Source organism: Pseudomonas sp. Emmai (genome assembly GCF_055179735.1).
Window position 1 is genome coordinate 155,971 of the sequence record NZ_CM143685.1, and the last position, 15,812, is coordinate 171,782.

Sequence of the window (15,812 nt, forward strand, 5' to 3'; positions counted from 1 at the left end):
TGACACAACCTGCAAATCTGAGGGAAGCGCCTGACATCGCTCCCCACAACCTCCCCCTTAGAGTTTGGCCTTCATTCAAACGAGGTCGAACTCAATGCCCGATCAACACAAATTCCGACCACAACACCTCGCGTTGGCCATTGCACTGGCGCTGGGATGTGCTGAATTTTCAATGGCTCAAGAGCTGACTGGCAGAGCCGAACCGCCGGTCGACGCCAAGATAATAGAGCGGCATGAGTCCGAGCCGAGAATCGATCTGGAGGCTCTTCTTCCAACTTTCACTAAGGTTCACGACGCCGTTCCTAATGTGATCGATTCACCCGAGACGGTTGTACAAGGAACAGACGCCAACGACCTCATTACCCTGAAGAACGGCGGTAGCATCAAAGGCCCGGCGGATGGAGGAGGAGGCATCAACGTCATACACCTTGAGGCCTCTGACGGTGGTGTTCTGGGAGAAACAAAAAATACCACCGGCCTGGTCAGTCATCTGGGTTCATGGACGCTGAACAGCAAGAGCGATTTCCATGACGGCGTGGTGGTGTTGAATGACGGCATCCTGACCAATAACGGGAAGATCCTCGGCCGTGCGATTGCGGTCGGGCAGCTCTTCAATAAAGGCACCATAGATGGCCACGTCGATGTCAGGGAACGCGGCACTTTCGCGGGTTCCGGGACCGTCGGAAGCTTGCAAGTACACGGTCGCGTCGACGTCAATAAAATGCATGGCGCCCCACGGGTCAGAGGGGACTTGAACCTGTCAAAGACAGGTGTATTGGCCTACGAGGTCAATCCCGAAGGCAAAGGTCAAACGATCAGAGTCGGTGGCACTGCCAGGCTGGGCGGCTCCACTCTGAAAATCGTTGCGATGCCGGGCGAATATCTGCAAAGCAACCGCTACACCGTTATCGAGGCGAAGGATAAAGTCGAAGGTGAATTCGGCGAAGTCCTCAATGACTTGGCATTTATGGCACCGACCCTCAGGTACAACAATAAAAGCGTTGGCCTGACCTATGCTCGTAACGAAGTACCTTTCGAGAGTCTCGCCACTTCCGAAAACGGACGGGAGTTCGCCAAAAATATCTCCGAGCCGGAACACGTTCCCGATGCTCAATTACCCTCTGACATCGTAAATACCAGCGTCGCGGACGTGACGCCATCCGCCGACGTTCCCGCACCAGCTCCACAGCCAATCGCCGTCACCGATACTTCTGACACAGAGCCACATCCATCTGCCGTCGCCGACACTGCTAGCACGGCGCCACAACCAGCCACCGTCGCCGACACTGCTAGCACGGCGCCACAACCAGCCACCGTCGCCGACACTGCTAGCACGGCGCCACAACCAGCCACCGTCGCCGACACTGCTAGCACGGCGCCACAACCAGCCACCGTGACGAATGCAGCCGTCACCGCCCTGCTAGCCACCAACACTGAGACAGCCTCCTACGCCCTCGAACAACTGGCCGGCTCCAGCAACGCCAACCTCGCCAAAGCCACCTTGAGCAGTGTTGACCCGGTCAACGGCAGCCTGCTCTCTGCCATGCGCCAGTTGGGTACCAACAACTTGAGTTCACGAAACAATGCACCGCGTTTGGCGGCCGGCAGCGAAGACAACGGCCGTGTCTGGCTGCAAGCACTCGGTCATGGCGGCAAACTGGATCGCGACGTTGAACCGCTGCAACACTCGACCAAGGGCCTGCTACTGGGCGCGGATTGGAGCCTCGATGATGAATGGCGCCTGGGGTTGATGGGCGGGACATCACGGACTCGACTGGACAGCAAGGAACTCGACGGCAATCTCGATAGCTGGCACCTGGGCGCCTATGCGTTGAGGCAGAACGGTCCGATGTCGCTTCGTTTAGGCGCAACTTACAGCAACCACGACGGAAGCACTGCACGCCGAATTGCCTTCGCCGGTTTCAGCGATCGCCCCAAAGGCAGCTACGACGCCAGTACCCAGCAAGCCTTCGCCGAAGTGGGGTACAACCTGGGCCGCGCCAACGTCAGCATCGAACCCTTCGCCAGCCTTGGCTATCAACGCTACCAGCGCGACGGCTACACCGAGAAAGGTGGGGCTGCGGCGCTGAAGGTTCACCAGCAATCCCAAAGCAATATGAACAGCACGTTTGGCCTGAGGGTGGCGAAGGTCGAGACGCTGGATAACGGCATGCGTCTGACGCCGCGATTCAGTGCTGGCTGGAAGCACACCTATGGCGATACCTACACGGCAACGCGCCAGCGGCTGGTCACTGGCGGCAGCAACTACACCGTTTATGGTGCGGAGCTGGATCGCAATAGTTTGCTGGTGGATGCGGGGCTGGATCTTGGGGTTTCGGCAAACCACAGCGTGGGCGTAGGCCTGACTGGTGAGGTCGGCAGCGACAGCCGCAACCACGGCGTCATGGGCCAGCGGCGCATGGCGTTCTAACTAACACCGCTCGCTCCTACACGGGTCAAATACCGGGCAAAAAAAAGGGGAGCACATGCCCCCCCGAGGTTTAAAGCGGTGTGATCCGGGCTGTTAAATCAGCCTTCGATCTCGATCAGGATTTCGCCCGGGTTCACCCGGTCGCCCTTGGCCACGTGGATGGCGGTGACTTTGCCGGCGATGGCGGCTTGCACTTCGGTTTCCATCTTCATCGCTTCGGTGATCAGCACGGACTGGCCAGCTTTCACGGTGTCGCCTTCCTTGACCAGCACATCGACGATGTTGCCCGGCATGGTGGTGCTGACGTGGCCCGGCGCTGTGGCTTGCTTGCGTTTGCTGCTGCCGCCGCTGACGAATTCGTTGAGCGGTTCGAACACCACTTCTTCCGGCATGCCGTCGATGGACAGGTAGAAGTGGCGCTTGCCTTCAGCCTTGACGCCGACACCGGTGATGTCGACGCGGTAGGTTTCGCCGTGGACGTCGATGACGAACTCGGTCGGCACGCCTTCGCCACTGGCCGAGGTCACGCCGCCGGCTTCAGGAATGGGCAGCAACACTTCAGGTGTCAGGGTGCCGGCGTTGCGCTCCTCGAGGAACTTGCGGCCGATGTCCGGGAACATGGCGTAGGTCAGCACGTCTTCTTCGGACTTGGCCACGGCACCGATTTCGGCACGCAGCTTGGTCATTTCCGGCTTGAGCAGGTCGGCCGGACGAACGTCGATCACCTCTTCGCTGCCGATGGCCTGGCGACGCAGTTTCTCGTTCACGGTGCCCGGCGCCTTGCCGTAGCCGCCTTGCAGGTAGAGCTTCACTTCGTTGGTGATGGTTTTGTAGCGCTCGCCGGCCAGCACGTTGAAGAACGCCTGGGTACCGACGATTTGCGAGGTCGGCGTCACCAGCGGCGGGAAGCCGAGGTCTTCGCGAACCCGCGGGATTTCGGCCAGCACTTCGCCCATGCGATTGAGTGCGCCCTGCTCTTTCAGCTGGTTGGCCAGGTTGGAAATCATCCCGCCCGGCACCTGATTGACCTGCACGCGGGTGTCGACGGCGGTGAATTCGCTTTCGAACTGGTGGTACTTCTTGCGCACGGCGTAGAAGTACAGGCCGATCTCTTGCAGCAGCTCCAGATTCAGGCCGGTGTCGAACTCGCTGCCTTTAAGGGCGGCGACCATCGATTCGGTGCCCGGGTGGCTGGTGCCCGAGGCGAAGCTGGAGATCGCGGTGTCGATGTGATCGGCACCGTTTTCGATGGCCTTGAGTTGGCACATGGTGGCCATGCCCGAGGTGTCGTGGGAGTGAATGAACACCGGCAGCGACTGCTCGGATTTCAGCGCCTTGACCAGTTCGCCGGTAGCGTACGGGGTCAGCAGGCCGGCCATGTCCTTGATCGCCACCGAGTCGCAACCCATGGCTTCCATTTGCCGGGCTTGGGCCACGAACGCGTCGATGGTGTGCACCGGGCTGGTGGTGTAGGCGATGGTGCCCTGGGCATGTTTGCCGGCCGCTTTTACGGCTTCGATGGCCACGCGCAGGTTACGCACGTCGTTCATGGCATCGAAGATGCGGAACACGTCGATGCCGTTGACCGCGGCCTTGGCGACGAAGGCTTTGACCACGTCGTCGCTGTAATGGCGGTAGCCCAGCAGGTTCTGGCCACGCAGGAGCATTTGCAGACGCGTGTTAGGCAGTGCGGCGCGCAGTTGGCGCAGGCGCTCCCATGGGTCTTCCTTCAGGAAGCGTACGCAGGCGTCGAACGTCGCACCGCCCCAGCATTCCAGCGACCAGTAGCCGACTTTGTCGAGCTTGTCGCAGATCGGCAGCATGTCTTCGGTGCGCATGCGGGTGGCGAGCAGCGATTGGTGGGCGTCGCGCAGGATGGTGTCGGTGACGAAGATTTTCTTAGTCATTGGTATCTCCTCAGAGCTTCAAGCTCCAAGCTACAAGCCGCAAGAAAAAGCCAATCTGCTCTTACTTGCCGCTTGCAGCTAAAAGCTTGCCGCTGTTTATTCATAAACCCGCGTGTGCGGCGATGGCGGCAGCGATGGCCAGGGCCAGCTCTTCGGGTTTGCGCTTGATCGAGTAGTTGGTCAGTTCAGGGTGGGCTTCAACGAAGCTGGTATTGAACTGGCCGCTACGGAATTCCGGGTTGCGCAGGATTTCCTGGTAGTACGCGGCGGTGGTCTTGACCCCTTGCAGACGCATGTCGTCGAGGGCGCGCAAGCCACGGTCCATCGCCTCTTCCCAGGTCAACGCCCACACCACCAGTTTCAGGCACATGGAGTCATAGAACGGCGGAATGGTGTAGCCGGTGTAGATCGCCGTGTCGGTACGTACGCCGGGGCCGCCGGGTGCGTAATAACGGGTGATCTTGCCGAAGCTCGGCAGGAAGTTGTTTTTCGGGTCTTCGGCGTTGATCCGGAACTGCAACGCAAAGCCACGGTGCTGGATGTCTTCCTGCTTCACCGAAAGCGGCAGGCCCGACGCAATGCGGATCTGCTCACGCACAATGTCGATGCCGGTGATTTCTTCGGTGATGGTGTGTTCCACCTGCACCCGGGTGTTCATCTCCATGAAGTACACCTCGCCCTCGGCGAGCAGGAACTCCACGGTGCCGGCGTTTTCGTAACCCACGGCCTTGGCCGCACGCACCGACAGGTCGCCAATGTAGGCGCGCTGTTCCGGGGTCAGCTGCGGGCTCGGGGCGATTTCGATCAGCTTCTGGTTACGACGCTGAATCGAGCAGTCGCGCTCGAACAGGTGCACCACATTGCCAAAGCTGTCGCCCAGGATCTGCGCTTCAATGTGTTTCGGGTTGACGATGCATTTTTCCAGGAACACTTCCGCCGAACCAAAGGCCTTGGTCGCTTCGGAAATCACCCTGGGGAAGGCTTGTTCGAGTTCATCGCGGCTGTTGCAGCGACGAATGCCGCGGCCGCCACCACCGGAGGTGGCTTTGAGCATCACCGGGTAACCGATGCGGTCGCCTTCGACCAGCGCCTCGGCGATGTCCGCCACGTTGCCCTCGGTGCCGGGAGTGACCGGGACGCCAGCCTTGATCATGCTGCGGCGGGCTTCGGTCTTGTCGCCCATGCGGCGAATGACTTCAGCCGATGGACCAATGAATTTGATGCCGCGTTCGGCGCAAATGTCTGCCAGTTCGGCGTTTTCCGAAAGGAAACCGTAGCCGGGGTGCAATGCATCGCAACCGGTTTCCACGGCCAGGTTCACCAGCTTGCGCGGGTTCAGGTAACCGGCCAGCGGGTCGGCACCGATGCTGTGGGCTTCGTCCGCACGTTTGACGTGCAAGGCGTGCCGGTCGGCGTCGGAGTAGACCGCGACCGAGCGAATGCCCATCTCGGCGCAGGCACGCACGATTCGTACGGCAATCTCACCACGGTTGGCGATCAGGATCTTTGTTATCACTTGGAGGTTCCCTTGAGCCGGTGGTACCCACGACCTGCTAGACCAGGTCGACGCGTGACTAAATGTTTCGATTTAGTCGCAGCCCCACACTAGCCCCCATGAGGGATTAACAAAAATGATTAATAATTGGGTTAGCCATAAGTAAAGACTTATAGTTGAGGCATCAGCCTGTGGCCGGAGCCTTCGAATAATGCGTAAGTCATTGATGCGTATGACATTGCGTCAATTGCAGATTTTCAATGAAGTCTGTGATCTGAGGTCCTACAGCCGCGCGGCTGAGGAAATGTCTCTCACACAACCTGCCGTGAGCCTACAGATTCGTCAACTTGAGGAGCTGATCGGTCAGCCGTTGTTCGATTACGTCGGCAAAAAACTCTACATGACCGAAGCGGCGGAAGCGCTTCAGCGCGCCAGCCGGGACATTTTCGGACGCCTGGAAAACCTCGACATGCAGTTGTCGGACATGCAGGGCTCGTTGCAGGGTCAGCTGAAACTGGCAGTGGAATCCAGCGCCAAGTACTTCGTGCCGCACCTGTTCGCCGCCTTCAAGCGCCAGCACCCGGAAGTGAACCTGCACCTGACGGTCGTTAACCGTGGCCAGGTGATCCGGCGCCTGTCGGATAACCGCGATGATCTGGTGATCATGTCGATGGTGCCCCAGGACATGGGCCTGGAATTCCTGCCGTTCCTCAATAACCCGATCGTGGCCGTAGCGCCGCCGGATCATCCGCTGTGCCACATGGGACCGCTGCGTTTGCAGGATCTGGAGCCGTACACGCTGCTGATGCGTGAGCCGGGTTCCGGTACGCGGATGGCGTGCGAAGAGTATTTCAAAGAGAAGCGCGTGCACTTCACCCAGACCCAGGAGGTCGCGTCGGCGGAAGCCCAGCGTGAGTGTGTGTTGGCGGGTCTGGGCCTGGCCTTGTTGACGCGCCACGCCCTGAACCTGGAGTTGGCGACCGGCGCGCTCATTGAGTTGCCGGTCGAGGAGCTGCCGCTGTATCGCAGTTGGTGCCTGGTGCAGGCCAAAGCCAAACGCCTGTCACCGGTGGCGCACGCCTTCCTGGCGTTTATCCGCAGCGAACGGGTGCAAATCAGCGCGTTGGTTGAGCGTTTCGACGGGAAGTTGCCGGTGCTGCCTGCCAGTAATTGAGTTCCAGGTCGTCCGGGAAATCGCCGATTTCGGCCAGAAGCTGACGGCGTTCGCAGCGATCTTCGATAGCGCGGCGAAATTCCATGCGGCGCTGGTCTTCTTGCTGGCGACGGGTTTTGAGGGCGCTGTTGCGTTCTTCGTAGGGCTGGGCCATTGCAGGTCTCCCAAGTCGAGTACGGGAGTTACACGATGAACGCGGGGGATGACGGTTTGGCGGCGGGTGGGTTACAGGGAGATGAAAGTTTGTGCTTTGGCACATTGCATTGTGGCGAGGGGGCTTGCCCCCGTTGGGTCGCGGAGCGGACCCAGAGATTTTGCGACTGCTGCGCAGCCGAACGGGGGCAAGCCCCCTCGCCACAAGAGCCGCGCAGTGATCAATCGTCCAGCGCTTTCACCGATTTGGGCGACAACCGCAAGCTGCGAAGGCTGCGCTTGACGCTCTTGAGGTGGTTGACCAGGCTCGGCCCGCGCGCCATGGCCACGCCCATCGCCAACACGTCGATCACCACCAGGTGGGCGATGCGCGAAGTCAGCGGCGTATAGATTTCGGTGTCTTCGTGCACATCGATCGCCAAGTTGACGGTCGACAGCTCGGCCAATGGCGTCTGGCTCGGGCACAAGGTAATCAGCGAAGCGCCGCTTTCGCGGACCAGATTCGCCGTGATCAACAAATCCTTGGAACGCCCGGACTGGGAAATACAGATTGCTACGTCGGTAGGCTTCAGGGTCACCGCCGACATCGCCTGCATGTGCGGGTCGGAATACGCAGCGGCCGTCAGCAGCAAACGGAAGAACTTGTGCTGGGCATCCGCCGCCACTGCACCCGACGCGCCAAAGCCATAGAACTCAACACGCTGCGCCTGGGACATCAGCGACACCGCCCGCTGCAATTCCACCGGATCGAGCTTCTCGCGAACCTCCATCAACGTGTGCAGGGTGGTGTCGAAGATTTTCAGGCTGTAGTCAGCGACCGAATCGTCTTCATGAATCGCGAACTGCCCGAAACTCGCACCGGCTGCCAGGCTCTGCGCCAGCTTCAGTTTCAAATCCTGGAAACCGGAGCAACCGATAGCACGACAAAAGCGCACGATGGTCGGCTCGCTGATCCCCACGCTGTGGGCCAGGTCGGCCATGGAGCTGTGCATCACCGCCGCAGGGTCAAGCAGCACATGGTCGGCGACCTTGAGCTCCGACTTGCGTAACAGGTGACGGGACTGGGCGATGTGTTGCAGCAGATTCAAAGGGGTGGACTCTTTGTTATTGGCAGTTGCCGGGGATGTAGCACGCTTGTAGTTATACTACATGAATCGGCTTTTTGCCTGCTCAATGCGTAACTCAATGCCCCCATTCCACGCGTCGCGCGCTCCATGTAGCACTTACAGGGGTTTTGCGTCCGCGCGCAGCAGCTCAGCCAGATCAGCGGCTTCCACTGGACGACTGATCAAATAGCCCTGCACTTCATCGCAGCGCTCGGCTTGCAGAAACTCCAGTTGCTCGACGCGCTCCACGCCTTCGGCCACGACTTTGAGCGACAAGCCATGGGCCATGGCGATGATCGCCCGGGTAATCGCCGCATCCTCGCCGCCCTCCCCCAAGCCACGAATAAACGCCTGATCGATCTTCACGTAATCCACCGGGATGCGCTTGAGATAACTCAGGGACGAATAACCGGTGCCAAAATCGTCGATTGCCAGTTTCACCCCCAGATCGCGCAGTTGCTGGAAGGTCGCGATGATGTGTTCGACGCTGTCCAGCAATTGGCTTTCGGTCAGTTCCAGTTCCAGGTAATGCGGCGCCAGGCCGGTTTCTTCCAGCACCTGACGCACCAGGCTGACCAGTTTGCCCTGACGCAATTGATGCACCGACAAATTGACCGACACCCGGATCGGTTCAAGCCCCTGGCGCTGCCATTCGCAGGCTTGCCAGCAGGCCTGGCGCAGCACGAACTCGCCGATCGGACCAATGAGCCCGGTTTCCTCGGCCAAGCCGATGAAATCGTTGGGCGGCACCCGGCCCATGGTCGGATGGTCCCAGCGCACCAGCGCCTCGGCAGCGTTCAAGCGGCCGGTGGCGAGGCACAGTTTCGGCTGGTAGAACACCTTCAACTGCTTTTCTTCGATGGCTTTGCGCAGTTGATTCTCGAGTTGCAAACGCTCAAGCGTGCTGGCTTGCAGGCTGTCGGTGTAGAACTGGAAATTGTTGCCGCCCAGGTGTTTGGCGTGTTGCATGGCCATGTTCGACTGGCTCACCAACGCGGAAATCTCCCGCGCATTGTCCGGCAACATGCTGATGCCCATGGACGCGCTGACCACCAGTTCATGCCCCTCCACCGTCACCGGCAAACGCAGCTTGGACGACAATCGCGTCGCCACCCGGGCCAGGCTCGACAAGTTGCCATAGGCATCAAACAACACCGCGAACTCATCCCCGGAGAGCCGCGCGATGGTGTCCGCTTCCGGCAGCGCATTCACCAGCCGCCGGGCCATTTTCTGCAATAACTGGTCGGCGATTTCATGGCCGAGGCTGTCATTGAGCAGCTTGAAACGATCGAGATTGATGTGCAGCAACGCCAAACTGCGTCGCCCGCCCTGTCGCACCCGTTGATGGGCCTCGTGCAGCCGTTCGCGGAACAGCGAACGGTTGGCCAGGCCGGTGAGTTCGTCGTAATGGGTCAGGTAGCGCATGCGCTCTTCGGATTCGCGCCGCGCGGACAGATCGGCGAAGAAGCCGACAATATGACTGACCTTTCCGCGACTATCGCGCACCGCGTTCAATTGCAGCCACTGCGGATACAGCTCGCCGTTCTTGCGGGTTTCCACCAGTTCGCCTTGCCAACTGCCGTGCTGCTCCAAGGCTTGATGAATCGCGCTGTAGTGCCGACGGGCATCACGACTGCAAGGCAACTCGACGACGTTGCGCCCCAGCATGTCCTCGATGTCGTAACCGGTGACACGGCTGAAGGCCTGGTTGACTGCGATCAGCGCGTAATTCGGATCGAAGATCACGATGCCCTCGCTGGCCGCTTCGAACACCGTCGCCGCCAGTTGTCGCTGTTCCTCCTGGCCTTTGCTGGCGCTGATGTCGCGGCGGGTGCCGACCATGCGCACGACCCGGCCATTTTCGCTGCGCTCCACGGCCCGGCCCCGGTCTTCGATCCAGACCCAATGGCCATCGCCATGGCGCACGCGGTATTCGATCTGGTAATCCTCGCTACGGCCCTTCAAATGCTCGACCAGCGCGCGCTTGAGGGGCGGCACGTCATCGGGGTGCAGCCGCGGCCGGAGGTGGCTGAGCATGGCGGTCACGTATTCCGGCGCCAGGCCGAACAACTCCTGGATTTGCGTGTGATGGACTTCATCGGTTTGCAGGTTCCAGTCCCACAGTCCCAATTCGCTGGCCTTCAACGCCAGCGCCAGGCGCGCTTCGCTTTTGCTCAGGGCTTGGGTGGCGGTGTTCAGTTCCTGGCTACGCTCGGCCACGCGGTTTTCCAGTTCGACCTGGGCTTCGCGCAGCTCTTCTTCGGCGCTGCGGCGCTGATCGATTTCCTTGGCCAGTTCGTGATTAAGTTGCTCGCCCTGGGTTTGAGCAAGCTGCAAATGCTCGATCAACGCCTGATTCTGAAAGCGCCGAAGCAAGCCGCGATCAATCAGCCGATTGACCTGCCAGGCCACGACACTCAAAGCGCCCAGCAGAATCAGCCCGAACCATCCCCAGCCCTGCTGCTGGACGTCGCCACCCCAGAACATATAGCCGATGGCCGGCAACAGGCAGGGCAAGGTAAAGGAGAGAAACGCAGGAAGGCTGACGGCGTAGGCCACGCTGGCCGAGAGCGCGGCGGCACCGATCAGGCCGAAGACCCAGGCTTGCTGGATGAAGGTGTCGGCAGGGACCAGGGCGATGCCGGCGCCGGCGAGGGTCAGGCCGGTCATGGCCGAGCCGAGCAAAAACATGCGGATCCAGATCGGATGGGCCTGGCGGTTGGGAATCGCCGAATCGAAGGCCGCCACCTGGATCACCCGCAGCGCCACCAGTGACAACAACCAGACCAGCCAGACGCTGACCAGGAAGTAGCGCTGCGGGCTCCAGAGCAAACCGGCGCAGACCAGGCCATTGATCAGCATGAACAGCGTCGGCAACAGCGAGCCCTGGTACAGCAGGCGCGTGCGCTCGACCGCCATTTCCATGGCGTACTGTTTACGGATAACCCGGGGCTCCACGGAGGGGCCCGACAGGTCGGAGCTGAGGGTCATAGGCAATTTTCTTGTTCTTATATGGAGCGTGGTGAGCCCGAATTCTGCACGGAGCATACACAAGCAATGGCGATGACCAAACTGCTCCAGATCACAAAGTAGACCAAAGTCTCGACCGACGGTGTCGCTGAAAAAGTGCCCGAGCGAGCCCCGCCGCCGCCTGCAGCCAGTGACCGACCGGTCGTCCTCCCTCGATCTTTCATCGGCTAAATCAAAGCGATGTTTGCCCGGTGTGGCGCCGCCCCCTAGAATGCCCCGATGCGCGATGATCTCTCCCTTCTGCTGAACTCCCTCAACGATGCCCAACGCCAGGCCGTAGCTGCCTCCGTGGGTCGTCAGTTGGTCCTGGCCGGTGCTGGCTCCGGTAAAACCCGAGTGCTGGTGCACCGTATCGCCTGGTTGATCCAGGTCGAAAACGCCTCGCCCCACTCCATCCTGTCGGTGACCTTCACCAATAAGGCCGCTGCCGAGATGCGTCATCGCATCGAGCAGTTGATGGGGCTGAACCCGGCCGGCATGTGGGTTGGCACCTTCCACGGCCTGGCGCACCGCTTGCTGCGGGCGCACTGGCAGGAAGCCAAGCTGAGCCAGACCTTCCAGATTCTCGACAGCGACGATCAGCAACGACTGGTCAAGCGGGTGATCCGCGAGCTGGGCCTGGATGAGCAACGCTGGCCGGCCCGTCAGGCCCAGTGGTTTATCAACGGGCAGAAAGACGAAGGTCTGCGCCCGCAACACATTCAAGCCAGTGGCGACCTGTTCCTGGCGACCATGCGCAGCATTTATGAAGCCTACGAGGCTGCGTGCGTGCGTGCCGGCGTCATCGACTTCTCCGAACTGCTGCTGCGCGCCCTCGATCTGTGGCGCGACAATCCCGGTCTGCTGGCGCATTACCAGAAGCGCTTCCGGCACATCCTGGTGGACGAGTTCCAGGACACCAACGCCGTGCAGTACGCGTGGTTGCGTCTGCTGGCCAAGGGCGGCGACAGCCTGATGGTGGTCGGCGACGACGACCAGTCGATCTACGGCTGGCGCGGGGCGAAAATCGAGAACATCTATCAGTATTCCGACGACTTCCCCGATGCGGAAACCATTCGCCTGGAGCAAAACTATCGCTCCACCGCCGGCATCCTCAAGGCTGCCAACGCCCTGATCGCCAACAACACCGGGCGCATGGGCAAAGAGCTGTGGACCGATGGAGGTGAAGGCGAAGCGATCAACCTGTACGCCGCGTTCAACGAGCACGATGAAGCACGCTATGTGGTGGAAACCATCGAAAGCGCGCTGAAAACCGGCTTGGCCCGCAGCGATATCGCGATTTTGTACCGCTCCAACGCCCAATCCCGCGTTTTGGAAGAAGCCTTGCTGCGCGAGCGCATTCCGTATCGCATCTATGGCGGTCAGCGCTTCTTCGAGCGGGCGGAAATCAAGAACGCCATGGCTTATATGCGGTTGCTGGAAGGCCGTGGCAACGATGCGGCGCTGGAACGGGTAATCAACGTGCCGGCTCGCGGTATTGGCGAGAAAACCGTCGAAGCGATCCGCGACCACGCCCGTCACAGCGATGTGTCGATGTGGGAAGCGATGCGTCTGCTGGTCGCCAATAAAGGCCTGACCGGTCGTGCCGCCGGCGCACTCGGGGCGTTTATCGAGCTGATCGAGAACCTCGCCGCCAAGTGCCTGGACATGCCGCTGCACCTGATGACCCAGACCGTCATCGAGCAGTCCGGGCTGATTGCCTACCACGAAGCGGAAAAAGGCGAGAAAGGCCAGGCTCGGGTGGAAAACCTTGAGGAACTGGTCAGCGCCGCGCGCAACTTCGAGAACACCGAAGAAGACGAAGACCTGACGCCACTGTCAGCGTTCCTCGGTCATGCGTCGCTGGAAGCTGGCGACACCCAGGCCGACGAGCATGAAGACAGTATTCAGCTGATGACCCTGCACAGCGCCAAAGGCCTGGAATTCCCTTACGTGTTCCTGGTGGGCATGGAAGAAGGCTTGTTCCCGCACAAGATGAGCCTGGAAGAACCCGGTCGTCTTGAAGAAGAACGGCGCCTGGCCTACGTCGGCATCACCCGGGCCATGCAAAACCTGGTGATGACCTATGCTGAAACCCGACGCCTGTACGGCAGCGAGACCTACAACAAGGTGTCGCGTTTCGTACGGGAAGTGCCGAAAGGCCTGATCCAGGAAGTGCGGTTGTCCAACAGCGTCAGCCGTCCGTTCGGCGGTGGCCAGCAGCAGAGTTCCAGCAGTCTGTTCGGCGGCAGCGAGATTCCGGACACCGGTTTCAGCCTGGGCCAGGCCGTGCGGCATTCGGTGTTTGGCGATGGCGTGATCCTGAACTTCGAAGGCGCCGGGGCCCAGGCTCGGGTGCAGGTGAACTTTGGTGAAGGCAGCAAGTGGTTGATGCTGGGTTACGCGAAGCTGGAAGCGATCTAGTACAGCCAGATCATTCCCACGCTCGGCGTGGGAATGATCAATGGAGGAACGTTCATGGGCTCAGGCTTCTTTTCCTCCTGGACATTCTGGGCCCTGTTGTCGGCGGTATTCGCCGCCATGACCGCCATCTTTGCGAAGATCGGCATCGAAAACGTCAATTCCGACTTCGCCACCCTCCTGCGCACGATGGTGGTACTCGTCAGCCTGGCCTTGATTTTGTACGCCACGGGCCAATATCAGTCATTAGGATCAATCTCTGCCAGAAGCTATCTGTTCCTGCTGCTGTCAGGGCTGGCGACCGGTGCGTCATGGATCTGCTACTTCCGTGCGCTGAAACTCGGCCCGGCCTCGTTGGTCGCTCCCGTCGACAAACTCAGCGTGGTGCTGGTGGCGGTGCTCGGGGTGATCCTGCTGGGCGAAAGACTGGACCTGCGCCAATGGGGCGGGATCGGTTTGATCACGGCCGGTGTGGTCCTGCTGGCGCTGCGACGCTAGGTTTCCTTCCTACAACACTTATCCACTTGTCCTACGGACGAAAGGTAAAAGGCCCTATTGCGCTGACTGAAGCTGAACGCAACCTGTCAGGCAAAAGCCCGAAACACTCTGCCGCTAGCCAGTGACACTTCAGCTGTGCAACATGGCCGGCGTGCAATCCACAAATGGGAATTCCCCTTATGAAACGTTTTCTTAGCATCGCCATGGCGCTGTGTATCGGCCTGACGATGAGCCTCGACGCCAATGCCAAACGCTTTGGCGGCGGCAAAAGCGCCGGCGCTGCGCCGACCCACCAGACCAGCCAGATGGCGCCTTCTTCGGCTGCGGGCGGCGCTGCTGCAACCGCAGGTGCTGCCGGTGCCGCAGGCGCTGCGGCCAAAGCCGGCGGTGCTTCGCGCTGGCTCGGCCCTCTGGCCGGTCTCGCGGCCGGTGGCCTGCTGGCCTCCATGTTCATGGGCGGCGGCTTCCAGGGCATGCAGATCTTCGACATCCTGATCATGGCCGTCATCGCCTTCCTGATCTTCCGTTTCATCGCCGCACGTCGCCGCAAGCAACAGGAGCACCTGGCTCCGGCTGGCGCGCCGATGCATCGCGAAACGTTCGAGAACAAGCCGGCCAGCGGTTCGATCTTCGGTGGCTCGGCAGCACCTGCCGCTCGTCCGGTGATCAACGCTCCCGCCTGGTTCAATGAACAGAACTTCATCGAAGCGGCCCGCAGTCACTTCCAGTCGCTGCAGCAGCACTGGGACGCCAACGAAATGGACAAGATCGCCGAGTTCGTGACCCCGCAAATGCTGGAGTTCCTCAAGCGCGAACGTGCCGACCTGGGCGACGGCTTCCAGTCGACCTACATCGATAACCTCAATGTCCAACTGGACGGCGTGGATGATCGTGCGGACAAGACCATCGCCACCCTGACCTTCAGCGGTTTGTCGAAGACCTCGCGTTTCGACCAGGGCGAAGTGTTCAGCGAAAGCTGGAACATGGAACGCGCACAGGGTGAGAACCAGCCTTGGCTGGTCGCCGGTATCCGCCAGAACGGCTGAACCGACGCGCGTTAAGCCTGTCGCAATGTTATCCCTATAAAAAGCCCCGGCCTCGGCCGGGGTTTTCTATTTCGCGGTTGCATCTATAGCGAGCTACTGTATAAACCGCCCCAACTAAACCGCGCCATCAAGCAAGAGGATCCCGGACGTGGAAGAAATCATCGAACAACTGCGTGAAGCCAACGAACCGGTACCGGTCCCCTTGGAGTTGCCGGACGAAGATCAGATCGTGGAAATCGAAGAACAGCTGTTCATCGACATCCCGTTCGTCTTCAGAGAATTTTTGCTGACCGTCAGCGATGTGGTCTACGGCAGCCTGGAGCCGGTCACCGTGACCGACCCACAATCCCACACCTACCTGCCGGACGTTGCCGCCAACGCCTGGGACGCTGGCGTGGACCGCAGCATGATCCCGATCTGCCAGGACGGTGACGACTACTACCTGGTCGAAGAAGACGGCACCGTGGTGCTGTGGCAAGCCGAAGAAGAACTGATTGCCGAAGAAACCTGGGAATCGGTCTGGCACTGGGCGCGGGACGTCTGGCTGGAAAGCTGATTCGCCCGGCGCCCCC

The 15,812-nt window shown here is 60.4% G+C and carries 11 protein-coding genes; 6 read left to right on the top strand and 5 right to left on the bottom strand.

Annotated features, from left to right (window positions below; all coding sequences use genetic code 11):
- Nucleotides 1-94 precede the first annotated feature (94 nt).
- Nucleotides 95-2,431, top strand: coding sequence for an autotransporter outer membrane beta-barrel domain-containing protein (locus ACY4LX_RS00735; RefSeq protein ID WP_463258918.1), 2,337 nt, complete (start codon nucleotides 95-97; stop codon nucleotides 2,429-2,431).
- Between the two features lie 98 nt (nucleotides 2,432-2,529).
- Here the strand turns inward: ACY4LX_RS00735 and oadA are convergent, their stop codons facing one another.
- Both oadA and ACY4LX_RS00745 read right to left on the bottom strand, forming a co-directional pair.
- On the bottom strand, nucleotides 2,530-4,338 hold the full coding sequence (gene oadA, locus ACY4LX_RS00740) for a sodium-extruding oxaloacetate decarboxylase subunit alpha (RefSeq protein ID WP_149659401.1): 1,809 nt from the start codon (nucleotides 4,336-4,338) through the stop codon (nucleotides 2,530-2,532).
- 100 nt (nucleotides 4,339-4,438) lie between these two features.
- The gene (locus ACY4LX_RS00745; protein ID WP_123408613.1) at nucleotides 4,439-5,854 is read right to left on the bottom strand and encodes an acetyl-CoA carboxylase biotin carboxylase subunit; all 1,416 of its coding nucleotides are present in this window, start codon (nucleotides 5,852-5,854) and stop codon (nucleotides 4,439-4,441) included.
- Between the two features lie 205 nt (nucleotides 5,855-6,059).
- On the opposite strand from ACY4LX_RS00745, the gene ACY4LX_RS00750 reads away from it, so the two are divergent.
- Complete coding sequence (locus ACY4LX_RS00750) at nucleotides 6,060-7,007, top strand: LysR family transcriptional regulator (protein WP_166655962.1); 948 nt, start codon at nucleotides 6,060-6,062, stop codon at nucleotides 7,005-7,007.
- Here ACY4LX_RS00750 and ACY4LX_RS00755 read toward each other — a convergent pair.
- From ACY4LX_RS00755 to ACY4LX_RS00765, 3 genes are all read right to left on the bottom strand, one after another.
- Nucleotides 6,949-7,161: a PA3496 family putative envelope integrity protein gene (locus tag ACY4LX_RS00755; protein ID WP_149659400.1), complete on the bottom strand. Its 213-nt coding sequence runs from the start codon at nucleotides 7,159-7,161 to the stop codon at nucleotides 6,949-6,951. The genes ACY4LX_RS00750 and ACY4LX_RS00755 overlap by 59 nt on opposite strands.
- 220 nt (nucleotides 7,162-7,381) lie before the next feature.
- The gene (gene hexR / locus ACY4LX_RS00760) at nucleotides 7,382-8,248 is read right to left on the bottom strand and encodes a transcriptional regulator HexR (protein ID WP_008027445.1); all 867 of its coding nucleotides are present in this window, start codon (nucleotides 8,246-8,248) and stop codon (nucleotides 7,382-7,384) included.
- Nucleotides 8,249-8,383: 135 nt separating this feature from the next.
- The gene (locus ACY4LX_RS00765) at nucleotides 8,384-11,257 is read right to left on the bottom strand and encodes an EAL domain-containing protein (protein ID WP_149659398.1); all 2,874 of its coding nucleotides are present in this window, start codon (nucleotides 11,255-11,257) and stop codon (nucleotides 8,384-8,386) included.
- 258 nt (nucleotides 11,258-11,515) lie between these two features.
- Between ACY4LX_RS00765 and uvrD the strand changes: the two genes are divergently transcribed.
- From uvrD to ACY4LX_RS00785, 4 genes are all read left to right on the top strand, one after another.
- Nucleotides 11,516-13,699: a DNA helicase II gene (gene uvrD / locus ACY4LX_RS00770; RefSeq protein WP_149659397.1), complete on the top strand. Its 2,184-nt coding sequence runs from the start codon at nucleotides 11,516-11,518 to the stop codon at nucleotides 13,697-13,699.
- Nucleotides 13,700-13,753: 54 nt separating this feature from the next.
- Nucleotides 13,754-14,194, top strand: coding sequence for an EamA family transporter (locus ACY4LX_RS00775; RefSeq protein ID WP_133835297.1), 441 nt, complete (start codon nucleotides 13,754-13,756; stop codon nucleotides 14,192-14,194).
- Between the two features lie 179 nt (nucleotides 14,195-14,373).
- Entirely contained in the window at nucleotides 14,374-15,240 is an 867-nt protein-coding gene (locus ACY4LX_RS00780) for a Tim44 domain-containing protein (RefSeq protein ID WP_463258919.1), read from the top strand.
- Nucleotides 15,241-15,388: 148 nt separating this feature from the next.
- Nucleotides 15,389-15,796 carry an SMI1/KNR4 family protein gene (locus ACY4LX_RS00785; RefSeq protein WP_007943369.1) on the top strand — a complete coding sequence of 136 codons (408 nt, stop codon included), beginning with the start codon at nucleotides 15,389-15,391 and terminating at the stop codon, nucleotides 15,794-15,796.
- Nucleotides 15,797-15,812: the final 16 nt, after the last annotated feature.